The sequence below is a fragment of the Mycobacterium sp. NGS15 genome (assembly GCF_059813245.1).
In genome coordinates this window covers 127,894-153,515 of sequence record NZ_JCALEF010000009.1, presented here as the reverse complement: position 1 = coordinate 153,515, position 25,622 = coordinate 127,894, and the positions used below count along the sequence as shown (strand labels likewise).

The window sequence follows — 25,622 nt, the reverse complement described above, 5'->3', positions numbered from 1 at the left end:
ACGGCGTGCCTAATCGTCGTCGGTGGCCCAGAAATGGCGTGGCTGGCCGGACCACTTGCCCTGCAGCCACCACAACACCTCGATCATGGCGGCGGCCGCGATACCGATGCCCAGCGCGGGCCCGGTGACCGCCAGATTGCCCGGGTCGAGCATGAATGTCTCTCGCGCCAAGGGAATCGCAAAGATCACCGCATAGCCGAGGCCGGAGCACGTCACCAATGCCACCCGCCACCACCGATAAGGGCGAGCCACCACCGCGAGCACCCATACCGCCGCCACGAGCTCGGTGATCAGTGCGGCCGTCGACGCCTGGGTGCTGTTCCCCGTGACGTGCAGAATCTGACGAGCCAACAGGTAGGACAGGAACGTCGCGATTCCCACCGTAAGACCAGACGGAATTGCCGACATCATCACCCGGCGCACGAATCCTGTCTGCGCGCGTTCGTTATTCGGTGCCAGCGACAGGATGAACGCCGGGATACCGATGGTGAACCAGGCTGCAATCGTGACGTGGATCGGCTGGAACGGGAACGGCACCGCACCGTAGTGGAAGATCTTCGAGCCCAGCCCCGCCAGCCCCACCGTCAGCGCCAGCAGCACTGAGTAGACCGTCTTGGTGAGGAACAGGTTGGAAACCCGTTCGATGTTGCCGATGACGCGCCGTCCCTCGGCAACTACATAGGGCAGGGTGGCGAACTTGTTGTCCAACAAGACGATCTGAGCCACCGCACGTGAGGCTGAGCTACCGGCACCCATCGCGACACCGATATCGGCGTCCTTGAGCGCGAGCACGTCGTTGACGCCGTCGCCGGTCATCGCGACCGTATGGCCATGCGACTGCAGAGCCTTGACCATCGCCCGCTTCTGGTCGGGCCGCACCCGTCCGAAAGTGGTCGCATCGGCGAGGGTGTCGGCCAGCTGGCCGGTATCGGTGGGCAGGGTGCGCGCATCCACGGCGGTGCCGGAAAGCCCCAGCGTCTGGGCCACCGCGCTCACCGACACCGCATTGTCGCCGGAGATCACCTTGATCGAGACATGCTGGGAAGCAAAGTAATCAAGAGTCTCGCGGGCATCAGGGCGGATCTTCTGTTCCAACACCACCAGCGCACGCGAGGTGATGGCACCGGGCGCCTGGGCGTCGTCGACGGACAGTTCCGCCGAGGCGAGCAGTAATACCCGCAGGCCCCGGGAACCGATCTCTTCGGCGGCGGTGGCGATGGGGTCGGCCGGGTCGAGAAGCACATCGGGCGCGCCGATCACCCAGTTGCCATACTCGCCGTAGGACGCACCGCTCCACTTCTTGGCCGACGAGAAGGGCGCGATCGCAGTCGACTTCCAGCCCGGCGGGGCGTCGTACGCCTCGGCGATGGCGGCGATGCTCGCGTTGGGCCGCGGGTCATCGGCCGCGAGTTGAGACAGCGCCGCCAGTGCGGCCGCGTGATCATCGTCGCCGTCCAGTTTCTTCACGTCCGAGAGGCGCATGCCGTTCTCGGTGAGGGTGCCGGTCTTGTCCGCGCATACCGTGTCTACTCGAGCCAGCCCCTCGATAGCGGGCAGCTCCTGCACCAGGCATTGGCGCCGTCCCAGTCGAACCACGCCGACGGCGAAGGCAATTGACGTCATCAACACCAGGCCCTCGGGCACCATGGGGACCAGGGCGCCCACCATGCGAAGCACCGATTCCTGCCAACTGTCATCGGTGGTGAACAGCTGCGTGTAGATGATCAGCGCGCCCGCGGGCAGCAGCAGGTATGTGATGAACTGCAGGATCCTGTTGATGCCATTTCGCAGTTCGGAATGCACCAGGGTGAACTTGGAGGCCTCCTCGGCCAGCTTGGCCGCGTACGCTTCGCGCCCCACCTTGGTCGCCCGGTATGCGCCACTGCCCGCAACCACGAAACTCCCCGAAAGCACCGGGGAGCCAACGGTCTTGTCGATGGGATCGGCCTCACCAGTCAGCAGCGACTCGTCAACCTCAAGGGCAGCCTCCTCGATGACCTCGCCGTCCACCACGATCTGATCGCCGGGCCCCAGCTCGATGATGTCGTCGAGGACCACGTCGTTGGGCGCGAGCGCCGTGGCCGCACCGTCACGCCGCACCACCGGCCGGGTCTGGCCGACAATCGCAAGCTTGTCGAGCGTCTGCTTGGCACGCAGTTCCTGAATGATGCCGACGGCGCTGTTGGCGATGATCAGCAGACCGAAGGCACCGTTGATGACCGAACCGGTGGACAGCACGATGACCAGCAGCACGCCGAGGATCGCGTTGATCCGGGTGAAGACATTGGCTCGCACGATGTCCGATACGCTGCGCGCCGCACGGGCCGGGACGTCATTGGTCTTCCCCTGCGCGATGCGCTCGGCGACCTCGGCAGCGGTCAGGCCGTTGATGTCCGTCCCTCTTCGCGCACGCGGCTCATCGGCCAATTCCTCGATTGTTGCCACCCCTGCACAGTAGCGACCGGCGACCACCGAGCACGGCCGCCGAGTGGGAACACCGCGCGATTATTTGGCCCGGTTGTCACGCCACGTTCCCACGCAACGCGGGTAATGTCAGTTGGTATGACATCGAATGAGCTGCCGGACTGGGATGCCACATACCAAGGCAAGAGCGAGATCTTCCAGGGCGAGCCGCCATGGAACATCGGCGAGCCGCAACCCGAACTGGCCGCGTTGATCGAGGCCGGCAAGTTCCATGGCTCCGTTCTCGACGTTGGATGCGGGCACGCCGAAACCTCGCTGCGTCTGGCGGCACTGGGGCACATCACCGTGGGATTCGACCTGTCCCCCACCGCCATCGAGGCGGCACGGGCCGCCGCTGCCGAGCGCGGACTGACCAACGCCAGCTTCGAGGTCGCCGACATCACCGACTTCTCCGGTTACGACGGGCGCTTCAACACCATCGTCGACAGCACACTGTTCCACTCGATTCCCGTCGAGGCCCGCGAGGCCTACCAGCAGTCGATCTCTCGTGCGGCAGCGCCGGACGCGTCGTACTACGTGCTGGTCTTCGCGGTAGGCGCCTTCCCGCCCGGGATCGGCCCCAACGCGGTCACCGAGGACGAGCTGCGTGCGGCGGTCGAGCCCTACTGGGTGATCGACGAGCTGCGACCCGCATTCATCCACTCGAACATCCCGGAAATCCTGCCCGGCGCCGACTTCGAGATACCGGCGTTCCACAAGGACGAGAAGGGGCGCAACAAGCAGCCCGCATTCCTGCTGCAGGCGCACAAGCGTTAGGAAAGACGCCACCAGCCGTCGGGGGCGGTGGGCCGCTGCGCCTCGGCCCGCTGCCCGGGCTTGGGCACCACGACGGTGACCCCCTGCTCGTCGGCCGCGGTGAGCAGCCGCTCGATCGGCTCGGCCCACGGATGCAGGGCCAGGTTGAACGTCGCCCAGTGGATGGGCAGCAGTGGGGCCTGCGGGGTCGCGAGATCCATATGAGTTTGCACGGCCTCTTCGGGATTCATGTGAATGTCGGCCCACGATGTGTTGTAGGCGCCGACCGGCAACAGGGTGAGATCGAAGGGCCCGTAAGTATCGCCAATGACCTTGAACGCCTTGGTGTATCCGGTATCGCCCCCGAAGAAAACCTTGTGCCTGGGTCCGGCGATGGCCCAGGAGGCCCATAACGTGGTGTTCCGGGCGAGCGATCTGCCCGAGAAATGCCGCGCCTGGGTACAGGTGAGTGTCAGCTTTCCGAGCTGATGACTCTGGTCCCAGTCGAGCTCGACAACCCGGGCAGGAGAGACACCCCAGCCGCGCAGATGCGCGCCGACACCGAGCGGCACCACGAACACCGCGTTCTGACTGCGCGTCAGCGCGATGATGGTATCCATATCCAGATGGTCGTAGTGATCATGACTGATCACCACGGCGTCCAGGGCAGGTAGCGCCGATAGCTCCAAGGGCACCGGGTGCTGCCGGTGCGGGCCCACGGCACGCGAGGGCGAGCAGCGGTCACTCCACACCGGGTCGGTGAGCACGCGGTACCCGTCGATCTCGACGAGCATGCTCGAATGCCCAAACCAGGTCGCAGCCAGCTCCGCGGGCGAGCCGGGAAATTCCGGGATCACCAGCGGTACTTCGCCCTTCGGCGTTCCCGCACCGCGCCGGGTGATCACGTCCCACACCACGGTCGTGGCCTCTGCATCCGGCGAAAATTGCCGTGCCGGCTCGGCGTTATGGAAGGTACCGTTCCGGTACTGCGACGATCCCTCCGCGACCTCGGCGATGCGTTCCTTGCTGGCGCCCAGCGTCCGCGGGACGTCACGCAGGGCGCGACCGATCCACGTCGACGCAAGAGCTGCGCCGGCGCCAACCCAGAGCGCCCGCACGCTCAGGCTCCCTGAAAGTTGGGTGGGCGCTTCTGGATTCGCGCGACCTGAGCTTCGATGATGTCTTGGCTGCTCCAGGCCTGGTCGAACAGCACCTTGTGCTCGGGCAGCTGATCCTCGAACGCGCCGTCGTCGTTGAGCACGCGTTTGGCGTGCTTGAGGGCCAACGGCGCGAAGCCGGCCAGCTCGGCCGCCCAGGCCTGGGCATCGGCAAGCTCTCCGATGCGATTGGCCAGTCCGGTTTGGAAGGCGGCCTGTGCGTCGAGCGGCTCGGCGGCCAGCAGCATGCCCCGTGCGCGCCCGTATCCGACCAGCGAAGACAGTCGACGGATGCTCCAGTTGTCCAGGGCAATACCGTATTTGGCGACGGGGAACTGGAAACGCGCGGTCTCGGAGACGACCCGCAGATCAGCCACCATCGCCAGCATCACGCCGGCACCGATGGCGGGGCCGTTGACGGCAGCGATGACCGGGATATCCGCGGCATCGATGCTCTTGATCGAGTGCTGCCAGGCATCGGCGAACTTGTCGGGATCAGGGGCACCGCTGGACAGGTCGGCACCCGCGCAGAACGACGTGCCCTGCCCCGTGACGACGATGACGCGTGCGGTTTCGGCAGCCTTGCGGACCTCCTCGGCGAAGGCGAGTGCAAGCTCGTAGGTCACGGCATTGCGCCGTTCTGGGCGCTGCAGCTCAATGGTGGTGACGGGGCCGTCGCTAGTTACACCGATCATGGCGACCACCCTAATATGGCGCCCATGACTACCGTCGCCGTGATAGGTGGCGGGCAGGCCGGAATCGCGGCGGGATACTTCCTGCGGCGGCGCGGCCTCGAGCCCGGCGTGAAACCTGGGGGGTTCGTCATCCTCGATCACTCCCCCAGTCCGGGCGGGGCCTGGCAGTTCCGCTGGCCCACGTTGACGCTCGACAACACCAACCGCATCTATCAACTCCCCGGACTGCCGTTCGATGAAACGGGCACCATCAAGGCGTCAACCGCCATGCCCCGGTACTTCGACGAGTACGAACATCGGTACGCCCTCGACGTCCACCGGCCCGTGCACGTGCGCCAGGCGCGGGCGGCTCCGGGCGGGTTCTCACTCAGCACATCCGCGGGCGAGCTCACCGCTCGCGGGTTGATCAATGCGACAGGGACCTGGGACAAGCCGTTTATCCCATTCGTTCCGGGTTCGTCCGCCTTCAAGGGGCGTCAACTGCACACTCACGACTACCGCACACCGGAGGAGTTCACGGGCCAGCATGTGCTGGTGGTCGGCGGCGGAGTGTCCGCGGTGCAGTTGCTGGCCGAGATTTCGACGGTCACACGCACGTCGTGGGTGACCCGGCGCGAGCCGGTGTTCGTCACGGATTTCACCGTCGATCGTCTGCGTGCCGCGGTCGCCGGTGTGGACGAACGGTCGCGCCGCGGGGAACCACAACGCTCGGTGGTGTCCGCGACCGGGCTGCCGTGGACGCCGGAGATCGCCGACGCCTCACAACGCGGGGTGCTCGCTCGGCGGCCCATGTTCCGCCGTATCACCTCGACCGGGGTCGCCTGGCCCGACGGCGGCTCACTGGATGTCGACGTGATTCTGTGGTGCACCGGATTCCGGCACGCGCTGGACCACCTGGCACCGCTGCACCTGCGCAACGGCCGCGGCGGCATCACGATGACCGGCCGGCTGCTCACTCAAGTCGCAGGACAACCCGCCATCCATCTGCTGGGATACGGGTCCTCAGCGAGCACCATCGGCGCCAACCGGGCTGCGCGTGCGGCCGTCGTCGAGCTGATGGACCACCTAGGTCAGTAGGTTCCTCGGTACGTCCCCCATGGGCCCTCGTGGGCGCTTAGAAGGATGTGCTGCCTGAGGGCTGCAATACGAAGCCGTGCTTCTGATCACCCATGGTCACCTGGCAGGCGGTCAGGCTGCCCGCGCCGACGGCACATGTCACGTTGCCGTAGGTGAGCTTCTGCCCGACATTGAGTACGGGTGCCTCGGGTTTGGTGCCGCAGGACCAGGCACCCTTGCTGATCTCGAACGCGCCGTCGCCCTTCTGCGCGACGGTACCCATCGGGCAGGTCCCCACACCCGGGATGTTCACGCCGCCCAGCCCCGGTACATTCGCGCTCGCACCGCCGACACCCGGCACGTTCGGCGCGCTCTGTGCGTCCCCGGGAATCCCGGGGACGGCACCGTCACAGCTCAGGCGTTGCCGTGAGGTGGGTGTGATGTTGGCCGAGGCGCGGAACATACAGCCGATTCCGTCGGGGGTCGAGAAGTGGATCGACCGCACCGAGGAGTTCTCGTTGGTCACAAAGAATCCGTCGGGAGCCACCGCCGCGAACCCGTTCAGATCGGGAAAGGCGGGATCGGCGTGAGCGACAGCCGCACCCCCGGAAAGCAGCCCCAGACCAAGCACGGCGCAAACGCCAGCAACATAGGAAACTAGCTTTACAGGTACTGTTTTTGACATGCGCAAGCTTTCGGTATGGGACGCCGGATTATCAGCCTTCATGATACTGGCGACTCACGGGACAGCACCGGTGTCGGCAGATGGAGGGTTTTGAGCGCTGCATCGGGCAAGATGGCAGATATGCCTGATGGACTTCGCGCAAGCAGCTCATCACAAGATGCCGGGCACGCCTCCCCGCGCGTATTGGTAGTCGATGACGACGCCGACGTGCTCGCCTCGCTGGAGCGCGGCCTGCGTCTCTCCGGTTTCGAAGTGAACACCGCCAGCGACGGCGCCGAGGCGCTGCGCTGCGCCACCGAACACCGCCCGGACGCGATCGTCCTCGATATCAACATGCCCGTACTCGACGGTGTCAGCGTGGTGACGGCGCTGCGTGCCATGGACAACGACGTGCCGGTGTGCGTGCTGTCCGCGCGCACCTCGGTGGACGATCGGGTTGCGGGCCTTGAGGCCGGTGCCGACGACTACCTGACCAAACCGTTCGTGCTCGCCGAGCTGGTGGCCCGGGTGAAAGCACTACTACGGCGGCGTGGCGCAGTGGCCACCTCGTCCACCGAGACCATCACCGTCGGCCCTCTTGAGGTCGAGATCCCGGGACGGCGTGCCCGCATCAACGGTGTCGAGGTCGACCTCACCAAGCGCGAGTTCGATCTGCTGGCCGTGCTGGCCGAACACAAGACCGCGGTGCTATCCCGGGCCCAGCTACTGGAGCTGGTGTGGGGATACGACTTCGCCGCCGATACCAATGTCGTCGACGTATTCATCGGCTACCTGCGCCGCAAGTTGGAGACCAGCGGCGCGCCGCGCCTGCTGCACACCGTGCGCGGTGTCGGCTTTGTGCTGCGTTCGCAGTAGCCAGGATGAGCCGCTCGCGCGAAGACCCACAAACCAGCATGACCAGCCCCAGCAAGCACCGCAGCCAGCGGATCACCGACCTGGCGTACCGACTGCTGGAAAGGCCCATGCGGGTCTTCTCGCTGCGCACCCTGGTCGCTATCGCCGCGCTGGGTGTGATGGTGCTCGTCGTCACCCTCGGCACCTGGGTGTGGCTGGGTGTCGAAGATGACCAGAACAGCCAGCTGGATCGCCGGCTGGACTCGGTGTCCAGCCTCGGTGCCGTCTCAAGCCTGCTGAATTCGGTGATCAGTTCGGAGGGGAAGATCGACACCCCGGACGGCCTGGTGCTCACTGCCCGCGTGGCCGGGATTACCAAGTCCATCCCCAGCGAAGTGGAACTACCGCTACTGGACCCCGGCTATGCCAATACCACCATCAACGGCGTCGAATACCGGGTGCGGTCGTTCATCGCCCCAGGCAACATTCCCGTCGCGGTCGGCGCCCCGATCGCCGAGACACAGCGGCAGATCGACCGGTACCACATGCGCATCCTCGCGATCTGTGGCGGCGTGCTGATCGGGACCGTGATCGTGGGCTGGGTGATATCCCTCATCGTGGTGAGCCCCTTCCGGCTGCTGGCGCAGCAGGCCCGTCTGATCAACGCGCAATCCAACCCCGATGACGTGAATGTGCGCGGTGTGCGCGAGGCCGTCGAGATCTCGGAGGCGGTCGAAGGAATGCTCGAACGCATCAACAACGAGCAGGAAAAGACCAAGGCAGCCCTCGAAACCGCACGTGATTTCTCCGCGGTCGCCTCCCATGAACTCCGCACCCCGCTCACCGCGATGCGGACCAACCTCGAGGTGCTCTCCACGCTCAACCTCAGCGAGGACCAGCGTGCCGAGATTCTCGAGGAAACCGTCCGCACCCAAACCCGGATCGAGGCAACACTTTCCGCGCTGGAGAGACTCGCCCAGGGCGACCTGACCACCGAGGACGACCACGTACCGGTCGATATCACCGAGCTGCTGGACCGCGCCGCGCACGATGCCGACCGCACTTATCCGAATGTCGAAGTGTCCCTGGTGCCCTCGTCGACCATCTTGATGTTGGGGCTGCCCGCGGGGCTGCGACTGGTGATCGACAATGCGATCAAGAACGCGGTCCGCCACGGCGGCGCGTCAGAGGTTCGGCTCTCTGCCATCAGCACGGTGCACGGTGTGGAGATCGCGATTGACGACAACGGCACCGGCATCCCCGAAGCCGAGCGCGAGGTCGTCTTCGAACGGTTCTCACGCGGCTCCACCGCATCGCACACCGGCTCCGGCCTCGGCCTCGCGCTGGTCGCTCAGCAGGCCGAACTCCACGGCGGCACAGCTGCTTTAGAGTCCAGCCCGTTGGGAGGCGCAAGGCTGGTGCTGCGCCTCCCTGGGCATTAGCGGCGCTTGTTCTAGCGGGCGCCGAGCAGGTCGATCACGAACACCAGCGTCTTGCCCGACAGCTGGTGCCCCGCGCCCGCCTCGCCGTAGGCCTGCGCCGGCGGCACCGTGAGCTGACGACGTCCGCCGACCTTCATGCCGGGAATGCCGTCCTGCCATCCCTGGATGAGTGCGCCGAGCGGGAACTCGATGGACTCGCCCCGGTTCCACGAGCTGTCGAATTCCTCACCGCTCTCGAATTCGACTCCGACGTAATGAACGTTGACGACAGATCCGGGCGCGGCCTCGGCGCCGTCACCGACGGTGATGTCCTTGATGACCAGTTCGGTGGGTGCTGGACCTGGCTGAAAATCAATCTCGGGTTTCGTCATGCCAGCAGCGTATCGTCCCGCCGCCGATGGGCTGCCAGGCTGCTCACCGCACGTTCCACCTTGCCATCCATACCGCGACTCTCTTGCGCCACGGCCGATGTCATGGTGGCGGTCAGTCGTACCCGATCAGCGCGGAACAGGTCATAGCTGTATTCGAACGGCTTGCCGTCCGTATGACGGGTTACCCGCGTGATGGCCAACAGGGGCCTGCGATGCGGCACGTCAAGCCATTCGGCCTCACGTGGATTTGCACTCACCACTTCGATCGTCTCGGTCGACGAGTCCGCGACCAATGCATAGCGCAGCCGGCACAGCTCGTACAGGGATCCGCCGAGCGGTTGTTCCAGCAGGTCCGGCACCAGCTCGGCGGCAAAGCATGCACTGTCGACAGAGAGCGGCACCCCGTCGGCGTAGCGAAGCCGACGTACATCGAAAACCTCTGCACCGTCCTCGATTTCAAGAGCAGATCGCTCAACCGGGGTAGCCGCCCGCCGGGACGTACCAAGTACCCGGGTATCACTGGTGTGGCCACCGATGTGCAGCCTGGTGGGCAGGCCCACAAGTTCGGCGACATTGCGCTGCACCACATCGGCCCGCACGAAGGTGCCGCCGCCGCGGCCGGTGTGACGCTCCAGGATGCCCGCACGACTCAACGGCACCAAAGCACTGCGCACGGTCGCACGCGACACCGCGAATCGCTCGGCCATCTCGCGCTCGGAGCCCAACCGCGAGCCCGGGTGCAGCGTGCCCTGCGCGAGCATCGACAGGATTCGACGCCGCACGTCTTCGGCTACCGGGCCGCCCTCCGACTCCTCCATCTGCTCAGTATCGCCGCAAGCGCGCCTACGGGTTAACCGCCTCCGGCGATTCGGGCAGCACCTGTCCGCCGTCGACCACGACGGCCTGGCCGGTGATGTATGCCGCCTCATCGCTGGCCAGGAAGGCCGCCAGATGCCCGATATCGGCAGGGCTGCCCAGCGTTCCCAGGGGAATCGAGCGCGTCATCCCGGCGATGTATTCCTCGCCCATATCCGCCAAGCCCTCGGTGAGGATGTTGCCGGGCAGGATCGCATTGACCGTCACCCGGCGTGGCGCCAGTTCTATCGCGGCGGTGCGCATGAAACCCAGCTGCGCGGCCTTCGACGCGCCATAGTGCGACCAGCCCGGATAGCCGGTGACCGGCCCGGTGATGGACGAGGTGAGGATGACCCGACCGTGACCCGACGCGGTCAATGCCTCCAGACAGGCCTGCACTGAGTAGAAAGTGCCCTTCACATTGACATCAAGCACCTCGGAGAGTTGCTCGGGCGTCATGGTGGCCAGTGTCGCCTCCGGGAAGATCCCCGCATTGGCACACAACACATCCAGCCCGCCGAACGTGTCGATGACCGTCCGCACGGCATCCGCACACGACTTCGGGGCGGACACATCCAGCCGGACACCGACGACATTGCCAACACCGAGTTCGTCCAATTCCGCTGCAACCGCTGTGGTCTCATCCAACGATCGAGCGGCGACCGCAACGTTGGCGCCGGCACGCGCGAATACCGTGGCAATACCGCGGCCAATGCCCTTACTAGCACCGGTCACCAACACCGACTTGGTCGACAGATCGAACATCACACTTCCTCTCTGGTCGCTCGAAAACCGAAAACCGCCTCCCGCAACCATGTTCGGTCACCGAGGTATCGCTCTGCGAGGCGGGCAGTACGCGTTCCGAATCCGTCACCGACCCTGATCGCGGCATCGGCATCGGCATGCGACGCGATCCAGGCGGTAAGCATGATTCGCCGCAGCATCACGAAAACCGGGATCATGGCGAGATGTTCGTCGGAAAGCCGGCGCACTCGCTGGTACCCATCGAGCCACTCCGCAACCGCTGCCTCGGCCTCCGGAGTGTCTTCGACCCACGAGACCACGGCGCCGAGGTCGGCGATGAACCAGGACCACCCGCAGTCGTCGAAGTCGATGACTGTGATGTCAGATCCCGTCCGTCCCGGATCGACCATGAGGTTGGACAGCCTCATGTCCGCGTGTATCAGGCCGAACCGGTCTGGGGTGTAACCGTATTCGGTAAGCCTTCGGATGATTTCCTGCACGGCGGCGGCGACGGCTGTACGGTCGCGGTCCGTCATGCCGGGGGCCTGTCGCCAGTCACCCCAGCGCGCCTGCGGACCGAACATCGAGTCCAGATCCCAACGGAACCGCGTGAATTCCTGCGGCACCTGCCAGCGCTCGGCATGGTCGTGCATGTGCGCGGTCAGCTGGCCGAGCTTCGTGTACCCGACTACGCCGGGCGCCTCCTCCGCGGTACAGCCCGGGACGAAGCCCATGGCATCGACATATAACGTGGCGTCGTCGATGCCGACGGCGATCACGTCCGACCCATCCAGCGCTTCCACAAATTGTGGTGTGACGACAGGAGTCTCGGCGCGCAGCGCCCGCATCCAGGCCAGCTCCGAACGGATGGCGGGCAGACAGTGGTACCCGGGACGGTGCACCCGCAGCACGATCGGTCGCTGATCATCCACCAGGTACGTGGCGTTCTCGGAAAGGCTCAGTAGCCGCAATGGGGTGTCCGGATCGCGCCCATACCCGGGAAGGGCGGCTCGCGCGAACGCACTGTGATTCGACGGTAATCCCGGCATGGGTCGAGTGTGCACCATAGACAGCCCTCAAGCGGACCAAATAGGACCAATTAACTCCAACGCAGCGCGATGGACTCAGATCGAAACATCACGGAAACCAATCCGGACGATTTCCCTGATTTCCTTTTAACCTGGGCACTAAGCCAGGTATAAATAACCGCGTCGCGCCCAAAACAGCACCATTGCTCCGACTGCCAGGCTTCGCCGATCGCGGAGAACCAGCCCAAAACAGACCAAATACGGAGAAGGGACCTTCCGTGAGCGACACTATCGACCCCACCACCACTCCCGCTGAAACTGCCATCGAAACCACCACTGAAACCGGCAGCATGCAGCGCTTGAAGCCCAATGCCGTCGGCCTGATGGGCGTGCTGTTCATGGCGGTAGCCACCGCCGCACCGATCACCGCAATGGTCGGCAATGTGCCCATGGCGGTGGGATTTGGCAATGGGGCGTACGCACCCGCCGGGTACCTGGTGGCCACCATCGTGCTCACCCTCTTCGCGGTCGGTTATGCGGCCATGTCCAGACACATCGTCGCGACGGGGGCGTTCTACGGATACATCTCGCACGGCCTCGGCCGCATCGTCGGACTGGGCTCGGGATTCCTGATCACATTGGCCTATATGGTCTTCGAGGCCTCCCTGGTCGGAATCTTCTCGTTCTTCGCGAACGACCTCTTCCATACGTTTTTCCACGCCGACGTTCCCTGGATCGTCTTCGCACTGATCATGCTGGCCACCAACGCGGTGCTCACCTATTTCGATCTCAATCTCGCGGCTCGGGTACTGGGTGTCTTCCTGGTGACCGAGATCTTGATGCTCTCGCTGCTGGCGCTGTCGGTGCTGTTCACCGGGGGCGGGCCGCAGGGCTGGTCCTGGGGATCACTCAATCCCCTCAACGGCTTTCACGATCTCGGCGGAGTGGTCCACGGCCCGGCCGGCCCCCTCGCGGTCGCGGGTTCTGCCGGCGTCGGCCTGTTCTTCGCGTTCTGGTCCTGGGTCGGGTTCGAGTCCAGCGCGATGTATGCCGAGGAGTCGAAGAATCCCAAGAAGATCATCCCCATTGCGATAGTGACCTCAGTAGTCGGCGTGGGCATCTTCTACGTCCTGGTTTCTTGGCTCGCCATCGTGGGCACCGGCTCCGATAATGCCGTTGCACTGGCCCAGGATTCGTCGACGGCGGGTGACATCTTCTTCGGCCCGGTTCAGAGCCACCTCGGGGTATGGGCAGTCGACCTGTTCAAGGTGCTGCTGATGACGGGTTCGTTCGCCTGCGGCATGGCCTTTCACAACTGTGCCGCTCGCTATCTGTATGCCATCGGCCGCGAGAACGTCATACCCGGGATGCGCCGGACCATCGGAGCCACCCATTCGGCACACGGCTCACCACACGTAGCGGGGTTCGTGCAAACCGCGTTCGCCACGGTGGTGGTGCTCTTCTTCGCCCTGACCCATCGCGATCCCTACACCGGGCTCTACGGGCTGATGGCTCTGCTGGGTACGACCGCGATCCTGATCGTCCAGTCACTCACAGCTTTCGCGGTGATCTCGTACTTTCATGTGCTGCGCAATCACCCAGAAACAGCACACTGGTTCCGAACGCTGGTGGCGCCGCTACTGGGCGGGCTGGGCATGCTGTACGTCGTCTACTTACTAGCCAAACACGCCTCGTTTGCGGCCGGCACCGCGGCCAGTGACTGGATCTTTGCGTCGATCCCCTGGCTGGTCGCGGCTACCGGAATCGGCGGTATCGCATTGGCTCTCGTCCTCAAGTACACCGCACCCGACCGCTACGAGGATCTCGGCAGAACTGTCCTGGAGGAGGCACCCGAACGATGAGCTTTTCCAACATCATGGACTCGAACAGCTACGCCGGAGAGCACGACGATCCGGCCACCGAAACGCTGATCGCGGCGAGGGAACGGATGCTCGGGCCGTCATACCGGCTGTTCTACGAGCGGCCGGTGCACCTGGTGCGGGGGCGGGGCAGCCATGTGTTCGATGCCGACGGCAACCGGTATCTGGACGCCTATAACAACGTGGCGAGCGTCGGCCACTGTCATCCTCATGTCGTCGACGCGGTCACCCGCCAGCTGTCCACGCTCAATACTCACACCCGGTATCTCCATGAAGGCATTGTCGAATACTCGGAACGTCTACTCGCCACCATGCCCAGCGCCATCGATCAGGTGATGTACGCATGCACCGGGTCGGAGGCCAACGATCTTGCGCTGCGTGTGGCCGAGATGTACACCGGGGCAAGGGGAGTCATTGTGACCAGCGATGCCTACCACGGAAACACCGCAGCAGTCACCGCCATCTCTCCATCACTCGGTGGGAACTCTCTCGGACCACATGTGCGGACGGTGCCGGCACCCGACAGCTATCGGACATCGCCGACCGACCTGGCCGCCGACTTCGCCGCCGCCGTATCGGGTGCCATCGATGAATTACGCTCCACGGATTACGGTTTCAGCTGTTTGGTGGTGGACACCATCTTCTCCTCGGATGGAATTTACCCCGATGCCTCGGTACTGGCGCCAGCAGCGGAGACTGTGCGCAGGGCAGGCGGTGTACTCATCGCCGACGAGGTGCAGCCAGGATTCGCCCGCACCGGGGAGGCCATGTGGGGGTTCATTCGTCACGGTGTGGCACCCGACCTGGTCACCATGGGTAAACCGATGGCCAACGGCATTCCGGTTTCGGCGATGGCGGCGACCTCCGAGATTCTCGCTCCGTTTTCTCGGGAAGTACCCTATTTCAACACCTTCGGAGGAAACCCGGTCTCTATGGCTGCGGCCTCCGCCGTGCTGGATGTCATCGAGGACGAGAAACTGCAGCTCCATGCCGCAGAGGTGGGCGCGATGCTGCGGACTGAGTTGCGGTCCATAGCCTCGCGTCACGCCGAGCTGGGCGACATTCGGGGTATCGGCCTGTACACCGGAATCGAGGTCGTCGCCGAGCCCGGTTCGCGCGCCCCTGACCGTGCCGGTGCACTAAGCATCGTGAACGCGCTACGAAATCGGCGGGTGTTGGTCTCGGTCTGCGGCCGGGAGGGCAACGTACTGAAAGTCAGGCCGCCACTGGTGTTCTCGCGGTCAGACGTGGACTGGTTCTGCACCGAGTTCGAGGACGCGCTGAAAAGCGCCGTCTGATCACCGGAACGTCGTACAGTCCTCCCATGGCGATCACGGGATCCGACCGATTTGACACAGTGATCGTCGGCGGCGGGCACAATGCCTTGACCGCCGCCGCGTATCTGGCGCGCGCAGGCAAACGGGTGCTGCTCCTCGAACGGCTCGACGCGCTCGGCGGTGCGGCGATCTCGGCACCGGCATTCAATGGCGTTGACGCTCGACTGTCGCGGTACTCGTATTTGGTGAGCCTGCTTCCGCAGCAGATCATCGATGATCTGGGCCTTTCAGTGCAGCTGGCGCGCCGCAAGTATGCGTCGTACACACCGGACCCATCGACCGGCGGCCGCAGCGGATTCCTAGCCAGTCCCGACGATTTCGCCGAGTTCGGGGCGCTGTGCGCCTCGGTGACCGAGCCGGTGTGGGGTTCGATGCTCGGCCCGCTACCCACACGCAGTCAGTTACGCACCGGCGCATGGTCCGAGCTGATCGAGACGCCTATCGGCGAGGTGATCCGCGCGGCGACGCCCGATGACCTCCAGCGCGGGGTTCTCCTGACGGATGCGCTCATCGGAACATTCACCGGCGCCGATGACCCGTCACTGCAACAGAATATCTGCTTCCTCTATCACCAGATGAATCCCTGGGATGTTCCGATCGGCGGCATGGGCGCCGTTACCGGCTCGCTGGAATCCGCAGCACGCCGTCACGGTGCCGAATTGCGCACCGGAGCAGAGGTTTTGACCGTCACTATCGACGGCGAGGTGCGCTACCGGATCGGTGACGATGAGCGCGTCGCCATCGGCAACCATGTTCTCAGCGGTGTCACGCCCGCGGTACTGGCCCGTCTACTCGGAGAAGATCCACCGGAGGGTCAGCCGGGTGCACAGGTCAAGGTCAACCTTCTGCTGCAGCGTCTACCGCGGCTCCGAGACGAAAAGATCACGCCGGAACAGGCTTTCGGTGGAACTTTTCACATCAACGAGACCTACACGCAGCTGGACAATGCATACCGGCAGGCGCTGGCAGGCAGCATCCCAGACCCGTTGCCGTGTGAGATTTACTGTCATTCGCTCGCCGATCCCAGCATCCTTTCGCCGGAGCTGCGCGCGTCCGGGGCGCAGACGTTGACAGTGTTCGGATTGCACACTCCGCATGGGCTGAAGGCGACCCGTGAGGAACTGCAGGCCGCGGTGCTCGCATCGTTGAATTCGATACTGGCCGAGCCGATCACCGATGTCGTGGCCACCGATTTCGACGGTGACCCGTGTATCGAGACCAAGACCACCGACGATTTGGAGCGTGCCCTTGGCATGACGGCAGGCAATATCTTCCACGGCGGATTACACTGGCCATTCGCAGAGGACGACGAGCCGCTGAATACACCCGCACGCCGGTGGGGCGTGTCCACGGACCACGATCGGATTCTTCTCTGTGGATCGGGTTCCCGCCGCGGGGGCGGGGTATCGGGGCTCGGTGGATACCATGCCGCGATGGCGGTGTTGGAGGCGGATTAGCCCGAACCGACGCAGAGGTTTCATGTCGGCCGGCCACGGGTACGCACCCCGACATGACGCGTTTTGGCTACACCTTGATGACCGAACAGAGCGGGCCCAAAGATCTTGTCCGCTACGCCGTCGCTGCTGAGAAGGCCGGATTCGACTTCGAAGTGTCGAGTGACCACTACTCTCCGTGGCTCAGTTCGCAAGGGCATGCTCCCTATGCCTGGACAGTCCTGGGGGCGGTGGCCCAGGCCACCGAGCGAGTGGACCTGGCCACCTACGTGACCTGCCCTACGATGCGTTATCACCCCGCGGTCGTCGCGCAGAAGGCAGCCACACTGCAGATCCTCTCCGATGGCCGGTTCACCTTGGGCCTTGGCAGCGGCGAGAATCTCAATGAGCATGTCGTCGGCCAGGGCTGGCCGACGGTGCGGCGGCGCCAGGCGATGCTCCGGGAAGCGATCCACATCATTCGTGACTTGCTCTGCGGCGAGCACGTGAACTGGAAGGGTGAGTACTTCGAGGTTGACTCGGCCCGGCTGTGGGACCTACCCGACATACCGGTTCCGGTCGGTGTCGCGGTGTCCAGTGGTGAGACCGCGGCAAGCTTTGCTCCGGTGGCAGACCATCTGATCGCGGTCGCACCGGAATCCGACATCGTCGACGCGTGGCGGCAGGCCCGCCGTTCGGCTGCAGCACCAGAGGAAAGCCGAGTCATCGGTCAGCTGCCTATCTGCTGGGATACGGACCACGAGGCTGCGGTAAAGCGCGCACACGATCAGTTCCGCTGGTTCGCCGGAGGCTGGCCGGTCAACGCCGAACTGCCGACTCCCGCAGGGTTCGCCGCCGCAACACAGTACGTCCGCCCGGAAGACGTCTCCGGAAACATCCCTTGCGGTTCAGATTTCGGCACCATCATCGAAAACGCCCGCGCGTATGCGAGCGCCGGGTTTACCGATATCGCCCTGGTGCAGGTCGGTGGAGAAAGCCAGGACCGCTTCCTGGCCGAGGCAGCCGAACCTCTGCTCGCAGAACTGCGTACCTCTATCTAGCAGGCGCTCACTGCCGCGGGGCGGTCGCCTTCTCCAGAATCGCGCGCAGCGAGATCAGGTCGGCTTCGTTCAGAGTCGACAAGCCAACCGGTGCCGGATCGTCCAGGTCGGCGATGACCGCCACCAAGCGCCGGCCCTCGTCCGTCAGTGACACCTGTTTGCATCGCCGGTTGTCCGGGTCGATGCGGCGCACCACCAACCCGCGCTTCTCCAGATCGCTGACCGCAACGGTGGCGGCCGGAGCATCCAGAGCCGTGGCCTCCGCAATCCCTTTCACCGTCATGGACTGTCGCGCAAGCCTTCGCAGGATGCGCACACGACTGAATGGCAGGCCGGTCTTCTCGACAACCATCCGTCGCCAGCCGTCACGGTTGTCCAGCACCAGACTCGCCATGGTGCGCCACACCTCGTCGGCGAGCGGCCTACCCGACACGAGAAACCTCCCGTGCCGCAGTGCTCTGGATGAGCGGCGCGAGTCGCTGCGCCGAGCGCAGCGCGAATGGCGAAGTGGACACGACACCGAGGGTAGCGATGGCCAGCCCCAGGCCCGCACACATGAACCACAGCGCGGGCGCGCCGACCGAACCGCACACTGCCACACCGATACTCACGCCCACCTGACGGCTCGTGGAGGTAACCGCCGAGGCTGCGCCGGCGCGGTCCAGTGGCATGCCACTGACCGCGGCATTCGTGATCGGTGCGTTCACCATGGAAAAGCCCGCGCCGAAGATCGCGAAAACCACCAGAAGCTCCCACATCGGTGTCCCCGTCGAAACCCGGGTAAGCAGCAGCGAGGCCGTAAAGAACAGGGCACCCGCCGCGAGCAGTGACGGCCGCGCGCCGAACCGGCCCACCATGCGTCCCGAGATCGGCGAGAACACCAGTGCCCCAATGGCGATCGGGAGGTAAACCAGCCCGGTGTGCATCGCGGAGAAGTGACGTTCGCCCTGCAGGTACAGCGACATCGTGAACAGGAACGCACTCCAGGCCACGCACGCACATACCGCGGTGAGGGTGGCTGACGCGAACGGGATGCTACGGAAGAAGCGCAGATCGATGAAGGGGTGGCGCCGCCGGGATTCGTACCTGAGGAATACCGCGAACGCCACCAGCGCGGTGATCAGGACCGCGACGAGCTGGGGTGTGGCCCACCCCAGCGACGGCCCTTCAATAAGGGTGAACACGATGCCGAACAGGAAGAACACCGCGAGTACCTGCCCCACCGGGTCGATATCGCGCATGGTTGCCGACTTGCTCTCCGGCACAAAGACCGCCGTCAGCACGAACGCCAGCGCACACACGGGCAGGTTGATCCAGAAGACGGCCCGCCAGCCCACCCATTCGATCAGCAGTCCGCCGACTATCGGGCCCAGTGCCATCGATATCCCCACCACCGCGCCCCAGAATCCCAGCGCCCTCGCGCGTTCCACGCGCCCGGTAAACACCTGCGAAATGATGGACAGCGCAACCGGATTGAGCATCGAGCCGCCCACCGCCTGCAGCAGGCGCGCGGCGATAAGCAATCCGACGGTCGGTGCCACGCTGCACAGCACCGAGCCCACCGCGAAGATCGAAAGCCCGATGTGGAAAACCTTCCGGCGCCCCAACCGGTCCCCTGCGGCTCCGGAGAGCATGAGCAGCGAGGCCAGCCCCAGGGTGTAGATGTCGATGACCCATTGCAGCTGCGAGGTGCTGGCACCAAAATCCGCCCGGATGGTCGGCAGCGCGACGTTCACGATGGTGGAGTCCATCGAGACGATGAGCAGACTCAGGCAGCAAGATCCCAAGATGACGATCTTGCGGCGTTCGCTCAACGCCTCGGCGGCAGGTTCCACATGACTATTGTGAAACTACAACTGTTAGCGATGCAAACAGATTGATGTGAGCTTTGTCATCTCACGAGCGATCGCTACGGGTAGTGACGCTCTCCGTAGCCGGTGTAAATCTGGCGCGGACGGCCGATCTTGCCCGGTTCCGAATGCATCTCACGCCAGTGCGCGATCCAGCCCGGTAGACGTCCCAGCGCAAACAGCACGGTGAACATGCGGGTCGGGAACCCGATCGCCCGGTAGATCAAACCCGTGTAGAAATCGACGTTCGGGTACAGCTTCCGCTCGATGAAGTAGTCGTCGGTGAGCGCGGCTTCCTCAAGGGCCTTGGCGATCTCGAGGAGCTGGTCGTCGCCGCCGAGCTTGCCGAGGATCTTGTCGGCCTGCTCCTTGCAGATACGTGCACGCGGGTCGTAGTTCTTGTAGACGCGGTGCCCGAAGCCCATGAGCTTGACGCCGTCTTCGCGGTTCTTGACCCGCCGAACGAAGTCGTGAGTGTCGCCCCCCTCGGAGCGGATACGCTCCAGCATCTCCAGCACCGCCTGGTTGGCGCCGCCGTGCAGTGGGCCCCACAACGCGTTGATGCCACCGGAGACGGAGGTGAACAGGTTGGCATCCGAGGAGCCGACCAACCGCACCGTGGAGGTCGAGCAGTTCTGCTCATGATCGGCATGCAGGATCAGCAGCATGTCGAGCGCCCGCACAATCTCCGGGTCCACCTCGTACGGTTCGGCGGGAAGACCGAAGGTCATCCGCAGGAAGTTCTCGACGAGGGTGAGCGTGTTATCCGGGTACAGGAACGGCTGCCCGACCGACTTCTTGTAGGCGTAGGCCGCGATCGTCGGCAGCTTCGCCAGCAAGCGAATCGTGGACAGCTCGACCTGTGCGTCGTCATGCGGGTCCAGCGAGTCCTGGTAGTAGGCACTGAGCGCGTTCGCGGCGCTGGAAAGCACCGGCATCGGGTGCGCGTTACGCGGGAAGCCGTCGAAGAACCGCTTGAGGTCCTCATGCAGCAGGGTATGGCGCTGGATCTTGGTGGTGAAGTCCTCCAACTGCTGCGGGGTGGGCAGCTCACCGTAGATGAGCAGGTAGCTCACCTCGATGAAGGTGGACTTGTCGGCCAGCTGCTCAATCGGGTAACCCCGGTAGCGCAAGATGCCCGCATCGCCGTCGATGTAGGTGATGGCGCTCTTCGTCGATGCGGTGTTGACGAACCCCGCATCGAAGGTCGTGTAGCCGGTATCAGCCAGCAATTTGCCCAGCGCGAAGCCATCAGAGCCTTCGGTCGCGCGGACGATATCCAGCTTGGTTTCGCCTCCGGGGTACTGGAGAGTAGCGAAATCATTGTTGTCGGCCACAGGCATCCCTTCTGAGGTTGAGCGGCTCCGTGAGAACGTTCATAGAGAAGGTAGTCGCTCCGCCTTCAGGGCGCCTGGTCAGGGTCGGGGTCGGGCATCCACACGGCCACGGAGCGCCCCCCGTCGGTCCCCTCTCCTGCCCCCTCTCCTGCGCACTGCCGCGAGCGCACCATCCCACAACAACATCGCGCCCGCGGCGATGATCGCCGGCCGGAACGTGTCTCTGGCCAGCCCTGCGGTCGCGGTGGCCTTGGTGGCGGCGCTGGCCTTGGACATGTGCCCGGAGTCGAAGGGCGGCTGCGGGTCGTACTCGATGCTCAGCTGGATCGCCTTGGCCCGTTCCTCCCCAGCGATCTGTCCCGCCAGCCACAGCCCCAGATCGATACCCGCCGATACCCCCGCCGCGGTCACCACACCCTCGTGACCGGTGCGCACGATGCGCTCGTCGCCGACCGGGGTCGCCCCGAACGGTTTGAGCAGCGGCAGGGTCGACCAATGTGAGGTGGCCCGCTGACCCTCGAGCAGACCAGCCGCGGCCAACACCACCGAACCACTGCACACCGAGGTGGTCCAGGTGGCTGTCGGGTGCACCCGGCGCAACCACTCCAGGAGCTGTTCATCGCGCGCCGCCATGGTCGTTCCCGGCCCTCCGGGCACCAGCACGACGTCCGGCGCGGGGGTCTCGTCGAACGAGTGCGTGGCGCCGATGACCAGCACGCCGGAATCAGCGGTGACCGGTCCGGGCTGATGCCACACAAACCGGACCTCGGTGTCGGGCATAAAGCGCAAGACCTCGTACGGACCAATGAAATCCAGAGCCGTGAAATCCGGATACAGCACGATCGCGATCTGCGTCGAGGGGGAAGTCATAGCGAAATCCTTTCGGTGCGGTGGAAGGTCTTGCGGTACTGATCGGGCGATACACCCATGCGGCGAACGAAGTTGCGGCGCAAGGATTCCGCGGAGCCGAACCCGCAGCGGTCCGCGATCACCGCCATGGTGTCGTCGGTCTCTTCGAGCTGGCGGCGAGCCGCCTCGGAGCGGATGCGCTCCACATAGGCCGACGGTGCCTCGCCAACCTCCGCGGTGAACACACGCGTGAAATGCCGCGGGCTCATCGCCGCCAGGCGGGCCAGCTCGGGCACCCGGTGCGATCCACCGGGCTGCGCCTCGATGGCCTCCTGCACGTCGCGGATCGGCATCCGCTTGGCCCGCGGCATCCACACCGGCGCCGCGAATTGGGACTGCCCGCCCGGGCGGCGCAGGTAAAGAACGAGCCAGCGCGCGACCGTCTGCGCCACTTCTGCACCGTGGTCGTCCTCGACGAGGGCCAGCGCCAGATCTATACCCGCGGTCACGCCGGCCGCCGTCCACGTCTTGTCCGAACTGCGTATGAATATCGGATCAGGATCCACTGTGATGCTGGGGAATTCAGCTGCAAGCGTTTCCGCAATCGCCCAGTGCGTGGTCGCACGGCAGCCGTCGAGCAGCCCGGCCGACGCGGCCAGGAATGCACCGTTACAGACGCTCACCACGCGTCGGGCAGAGCGTGCCGAGTCACGGATCCATTCCATGAGGGCGGCGTCCCGCTGGACCGTGGGCACACCGACGCCGCCAGGCAGGACCAACGTGTCGCATCCCTCGCCGGGATTCGGCAGCGGACGGGTCACCAACTCGATACCCGAACCCGTGGACACCGGGGTACCACCGCTCGACACCAGCGACACGTCGTAGCCGGGTGTACCGGTCAAGTACTGCGACGCGGTCGCGAACACCTCGTAGGGCCCCACCAGATCGAGGGCCTGAACCCCCGGGAACCCCAGGATCACCACCGAACGCGTCACGCTTCTCAGTCTTCGCCGCCTGGGCAATGGCGTCCAGGTCGGGCATCCCACAAATTAGGACATTAGGAGTTTGGCAGCCACTGTTCTTCCGAAGCAGCGAGCAGCCGCTGGTGGTCCGCACGGTTGAGCTGCGTGTAGGCCTCCGCGAAATCCGCGAACGCGGCATCCGCGGCGTTCGGATCACTTCCCGTGCCGAGATAGCCCGCGATCACTCCCGGCACCCCCGATTGGGCGTGCGAACGCGCGAGCGTCATCGCGCACAGCGAGCCGTACAACGCCAGATCATCGGGATCGGTGAGGCTCGCGATCTCGACAGAGCCCTTCATGTCGCGGAACTGCCGGACGTAGAAGCTGCCACGCCGCGCCGAGGACACGTAACCGAGGAAGGGATCGCCACTGGCCTGCATGATGCGCTGCCCGGCCACCACCCGGCGCCCGTGATCCAGCCGCAGCTCCTGTGGGAAGTACGCCTCAATCACCGAGGCCGAGGCCTCCTTCATCTGCAGGAACAACGGCGACCCATCCGCATCGGTGAGCAGCGCGAGGTAGCAGCGAGTACCCACGCTGCCCACACCGACCACCCGCACGACGGCGTCCTCGAACTGATGACATGCCAACAGCGCCACGACGTCCTCGGGCACCGAACCGAAGTACTCGCCGACCATGACCGCCGCCTCGGACAACCCCACCTCCGGGACCCGGACCGCGATGTCCTGCTGCTCGACGATCCGGTAGTGACCATCGACAGTGGTCGCGGTCAGCTTCCTCAGGGCACGGTGCGAGGTGTTGCGGGACGCCTTCGAGAGCGTCTCGGTCGCCAACTTGGACGCGCTCTTGGACAGACGGGAGACCAGCTCCAGCACCTCCAGCGCGGTCGTCTTGAGATAGAACCGATCCAGGGCGGACATCTGCGCCAATTCGTTCATCCGGGTGCGGTACGCGGCGACGGTCTTGATGACCGTCTGGCGCACGGCATCGCCGGACATCCCGAATTCGTCGCCGAGAATCGCCACGCTCGTGGCCAGGCGCTTGACATCCCACTCCCAGGGACCGACCGCGGTTTCGTCGAAGTCGTTGACGTCGAACAACAGTGCCCGATCGCGCGATGCGAACAGCCCGAAATTGGACAGGTGCGCATCACCGCAGGTCTGAATCAGGACCCCGGTCGCCGCCGTGCCGGCAAGATCAGACGCCATCACCGCGGCCGCGCCGCGGTAGAACGCGAACGGCGACTCCGACATTCGCTCCCTGCGCACCGGAACCAAGGACGGAATCCTGACCTTGTTCTGCGCGGCGAGTACCGCTATCGGATCTCGCTCCGACCGGGTGGTGAGTTCCCCGAGCCGTCGCCGCGGCATGCCATCGCGCAGCCCGCGACCGAGAGCGAGCTGCTTGTCCCGCGGAAGCCGCCGAAATTCCTCGGCCGTCCGCGCATCCATGACGTGAAATCTACTGGGGCTGTATCTGGTCCGGGTTAGCCTGGCTCGCATCGTCCTCGGCGATCTCATCCGATGTCCGGAACCGTACGAACATCGGAACGAGTAGCGCGGCAATGATCACCCCGATCACCACGAGGGCGCCACCACCGGCGGCCGCTGCCGTCGTACCCACGACGGCAGCGGCCGCACCGTGGGTAGCGTCGGCGACTCGCGGTCCCCCGGCGACCACCACCGTGAACACGCCTTGCAACCGGCCCCGCACATCGTCGGTAGCCACCGATTGCAAAATCGTCGTCCGGAAGGCCGCCGACACCATGTCCGCGATGCCACCGATCACCAGGAACGGCAGGGTCAACCAGAGCAGCGGAGCATGCGCGGTGAGCCCAAAGCCCACCATCGCCAGACCCCACACCACGATGCTCACCACCACCGCGAAACCCTGACGATCAATCCGTTGGAACCAGCCGGAGAACACCCCGCCGATCACCGCGCCCACCGATATCGCCGCAGAGAGCAACGCGATCACGGTGCCGCCGTCGGCGGGATCACCGAATCCCTCGTGGGCAATCTGCGGGAAGAGGATCCGGGGCATCCCGAAGATCATCGCGATGAGGTCCACCACGAAGGACATCAGCACGATCTTGTGCCCCGCCAGGTAGCGGAAACCCTCAAGTACGTCACGAAGACCAGAAGTATTGGCTCGCAGATCTTTTGACACGCCACTTGGCGGCATCTTGTGCAGTCGGATCGTCGCCCAAATGGGCGCCACGCACGCGATCGCGTCAATCAGATACAACGTGGATAGATCCACCCACTTCAGCAGCACCCCGGCCAGCAGCGGGCCGGCGATAAACCCGAACTGTTGGACGGTCATGTTCAGCGCGTTGGCGGCAGGCAGCTGATCAAGCGGAAGCATCCGTGGAATCGCCGCGGCGCGCGTCGGTGAATTGACGGCGAAGAAGGCCTGCTGCACCGAGAGCAGGCACAGCACCACCCACACGTTGTTGACCGACAACGCGGCCTGCAGCCACAGCAGCACCGAGGAGACGCCCAACCCGGTCGCGGTGACGATCAGCAGGGTCCGTCGGTCCATTCGGTCGGCCAGTGCACCGCCCCACAGACCGAACACCACCAGCGGCACCAGACCGAAGACGCCCGTCAGTCCGACGTACGCCGAGCTGTGCGTGAGCGCATAGATCTGTACCGGGACTGCGAACAGCGTCAGTCCCGCACCGATGACGGTGACCACTCCGGCCAGCCACAGGCGCCGGAAATCAGCATTCCGAAGAGGAGTGACGTCCGCAAACAATCGTCTCAGACCGCACCCACTCCACTCGCTATCGGCTCACTGACAC

The 25,622-nt window shown here is 64.8% G+C and carries 23 protein-coding genes; 8 read left to right on the top strand and 15 right to left on the bottom strand.

The features are described from left to right. Positions 1-9: 9 nt before the first annotated feature. Entirely contained in the window at positions 10-2,427 is a 2,418-nt protein-coding gene (locus AC5Y5C_RS24510) for a cation-translocating P-type ATPase (protein ID WP_499977276.1), read from the bottom strand. Positions 2,428-2,562: 135 nt separating this feature from the next. Between AC5Y5C_RS24510 and AC5Y5C_RS24505 the strand changes: the two genes are divergently transcribed. Next, the gene (locus tag AC5Y5C_RS24505; RefSeq protein ID WP_499977245.1) at positions 2,563-3,240 is read left to right on the top strand and encodes a class I SAM-dependent methyltransferase; all 678 of its coding nucleotides are present in this window, start codon (positions 2,563-2,565) and stop codon (positions 3,238-3,240) included. Here the strand turns inward: AC5Y5C_RS24505 and AC5Y5C_RS24500 are convergent. After that, complete coding sequence (locus AC5Y5C_RS24500) at positions 3,237-4,337, bottom strand: MBL fold metallo-hydrolase (protein ID WP_499977243.1); 1,101 nt, start codon at positions 4,335-4,337, stop codon at positions 3,237-3,239. The two genes, AC5Y5C_RS24505 and AC5Y5C_RS24500, sit on opposite strands and share 4 nt — an antisense overlap. Before the next feature lie 2 nt (positions 4,338-4,339). Beyond that, positions 4,340-5,071: an enoyl-CoA hydratase gene (locus AC5Y5C_RS24495; RefSeq protein ID WP_499977242.1), complete on the bottom strand. Its 732-nt coding sequence runs from the start codon at positions 5,069-5,071 to the stop codon at positions 4,340-4,342. A gap of 15 nt (positions 5,072-5,086) precedes the next feature. Between AC5Y5C_RS24495 and AC5Y5C_RS24490 the strand changes: the two genes are divergently transcribed. Further along, positions 5,087-6,148 carry an NAD(P)-binding domain-containing protein gene (locus tag AC5Y5C_RS24490; RefSeq protein ID WP_499977240.1) on the top strand — a complete coding sequence of 354 codons (1,062 nt, stop codon included), beginning with the start codon at positions 5,087-5,089 and terminating at the stop codon, positions 6,146-6,148. Between the two features lie 37 nt (positions 6,149-6,185). Here the strand turns inward: AC5Y5C_RS24490 and AC5Y5C_RS24485 are convergent, their stop codons facing one another. Further along, complete coding sequence (locus AC5Y5C_RS24485; RefSeq protein WP_499977239.1) at positions 6,186-6,812, bottom strand: hypothetical protein; 627 nt, start codon at positions 6,810-6,812, stop codon at positions 6,186-6,188. Positions 6,813-6,932: 120 nt separating this feature from the next. Between AC5Y5C_RS24485 and AC5Y5C_RS24480 the strand changes: the two genes are divergently transcribed. Together AC5Y5C_RS24480 and AC5Y5C_RS24475 are read left to right on the top strand one after the other, a co-directional pair. Further along, the gene (locus tag AC5Y5C_RS24480) at positions 6,933-7,667 is read left to right on the top strand and encodes a response regulator transcription factor (RefSeq protein ID WP_499977238.1); all 735 of its coding nucleotides are present in this window, start codon (positions 6,933-6,935) and stop codon (positions 7,665-7,667) included. A gap of 107 nt (positions 7,668-7,774) precedes the next feature. Further along, complete coding sequence (locus AC5Y5C_RS24475) at positions 7,775-9,088, top strand: sensor histidine kinase (RefSeq protein WP_499977274.1); 1,314 nt, start codon at positions 7,775-7,777, stop codon at positions 9,086-9,088. Between the two features lie 11 nt (positions 9,089-9,099). Here AC5Y5C_RS24475 and AC5Y5C_RS24470 read toward each other — a convergent pair whose 3' ends face one another. From AC5Y5C_RS24470 to AC5Y5C_RS24455, 4 genes are read right to left on the bottom strand one after another with little or no spacing between them, the layout of a single operon-like run. Further along, the gene (locus AC5Y5C_RS24470; RefSeq protein ID WP_078292753.1) at positions 9,100-9,459 is read right to left on the bottom strand and encodes an FKBP-type peptidyl-prolyl cis-trans isomerase; all 360 of its coding nucleotides are present in this window, start codon (positions 9,457-9,459) and stop codon (positions 9,100-9,102) included. Next, positions 9,456-10,277 carry a GntR family transcriptional regulator gene (locus AC5Y5C_RS24465; RefSeq protein WP_499977236.1) on the bottom strand — a complete coding sequence of 274 codons (822 nt, stop codon included), beginning with the start codon at positions 10,275-10,277 and terminating at the stop codon, positions 9,456-9,458. The genes AC5Y5C_RS24470 and AC5Y5C_RS24465 overlap by 4 nt, the downstream gene beginning before the upstream one ends. 25 nt (positions 10,278-10,302) lie before the next feature. Next, positions 10,303-11,079 carry a 3-oxoacyl-ACP reductase FabG gene (fabG, locus tag AC5Y5C_RS24460; RefSeq protein ID WP_499977234.1) on the bottom strand — a complete coding sequence of 259 codons (777 nt, stop codon included), beginning with the start codon at positions 11,077-11,079 and terminating at the stop codon, positions 10,303-10,305. Further along, complete coding sequence (locus AC5Y5C_RS24455; protein ID WP_499977232.1) at positions 11,079-12,107, bottom strand: phosphotransferase enzyme family protein; 1,029 nt, start codon at positions 12,105-12,107, stop codon at positions 11,079-11,081. Before AC5Y5C_RS24455 ends, fabG begins: the two co-directional genes overlap by 1 nt. Before the next feature lie 257 nt (positions 12,108-12,364). Between AC5Y5C_RS24455 and AC5Y5C_RS24450 the strand changes: the two genes are divergently transcribed. From AC5Y5C_RS24450 to AC5Y5C_RS24435, 4 genes are read left to right on the top strand one after another with little or no spacing between them, the layout of a single operon-like run. After that, positions 12,365-13,948 (top strand): APC family permease, encoded by a 1,584-nt coding sequence (locus tag AC5Y5C_RS24450; RefSeq protein WP_499977230.1) that lies wholly within the window; start codon positions 12,365-12,367, stop codon positions 13,946-13,948. Next, complete coding sequence (locus tag AC5Y5C_RS24445) at positions 13,945-15,264, top strand: aspartate aminotransferase family protein (RefSeq protein ID WP_499977228.1); 1,320 nt, start codon at positions 13,945-13,947, stop codon at positions 15,262-15,264. The genes AC5Y5C_RS24450 and AC5Y5C_RS24445 overlap by 4 nt, the downstream gene beginning before the upstream one ends. A 26-nt stretch (positions 15,265-15,290) precedes the next feature. Beyond that, positions 15,291-16,760, top strand: a complete 1,470-nt coding sequence (locus AC5Y5C_RS24440; RefSeq protein ID WP_499977227.1) for a phytoene desaturase family protein — start codon at positions 15,291-15,293, stop codon at positions 16,758-16,760. Positions 16,761-16,813: 53 nt separating this feature from the next. Beyond that, entirely contained in the window at positions 16,814-17,797 is a 984-nt protein-coding gene (locus AC5Y5C_RS24435; protein ID WP_499977225.1) for a TIGR03557 family F420-dependent LLM class oxidoreductase, read from the top strand. Positions 17,798-17,804: 7 nt separating this feature from the next. Here AC5Y5C_RS24435 and AC5Y5C_RS24430 read toward each other — a convergent pair whose 3' ends face one another. The 7 genes from AC5Y5C_RS24430 to AC5Y5C_RS24400 form a co-directional block, all read right to left on the bottom strand. After that, positions 17,805-18,191, bottom strand: a complete 387-nt coding sequence (locus tag AC5Y5C_RS24430) for a MarR family winged helix-turn-helix transcriptional regulator (RefSeq protein ID WP_499977272.1) — start codon at positions 18,189-18,191, stop codon at positions 17,805-17,807. A gap of 28 nt (positions 18,192-18,219) precedes the next feature. Next, a complete protein-coding gene (locus AC5Y5C_RS24425; RefSeq protein WP_499977223.1) occupies positions 18,220-19,632 on the bottom strand; it encodes a DHA2 family efflux MFS transporter permease subunit in 1,413 nt (470 codons plus the stop codon). Positions 19,633-19,706: 74 nt separating this feature from the next. Beyond that, positions 19,707-20,984: a citrate synthase gene (locus AC5Y5C_RS24420; protein ID WP_499977221.1), complete on the bottom strand. Its 1,278-nt coding sequence runs from the start codon at positions 20,982-20,984 to the stop codon at positions 19,707-19,709. Positions 20,985-21,062: 78 nt separating this feature from the next. Then, a complete protein-coding gene (locus AC5Y5C_RS24415) occupies positions 21,063-21,854 on the bottom strand; it encodes a DJ-1/PfpI family protein (protein WP_499977219.1) in 792 nt (263 codons plus the stop codon). Further along, on the bottom strand, positions 21,851-22,828 hold the full coding sequence (locus tag AC5Y5C_RS24410; RefSeq protein WP_499977218.1) for a GlxA family transcriptional regulator: 978 nt from the start codon (positions 22,826-22,828) through the stop codon (positions 21,851-21,853). Before AC5Y5C_RS24410 ends, AC5Y5C_RS24415 begins: the two co-directional genes overlap by 4 nt. Before the next feature lie 62 nt (positions 22,829-22,890). Further along, positions 22,891-24,267, bottom strand: a complete 1,377-nt coding sequence (locus AC5Y5C_RS24405; protein ID WP_499977217.1) for a DUF2252 domain-containing protein — start codon at positions 24,265-24,267, stop codon at positions 22,891-22,893. Positions 24,268-24,277: 10 nt separating this feature from the next. Continuing rightward, the gene (locus AC5Y5C_RS24400) at positions 24,278-25,576 is read right to left on the bottom strand and encodes an MFS transporter (RefSeq protein ID WP_499977215.1); all 1,299 of its coding nucleotides are present in this window, start codon (positions 25,574-25,576) and stop codon (positions 24,278-24,280) included. Positions 25,577-25,622 lie beyond the last annotated feature (46 nt).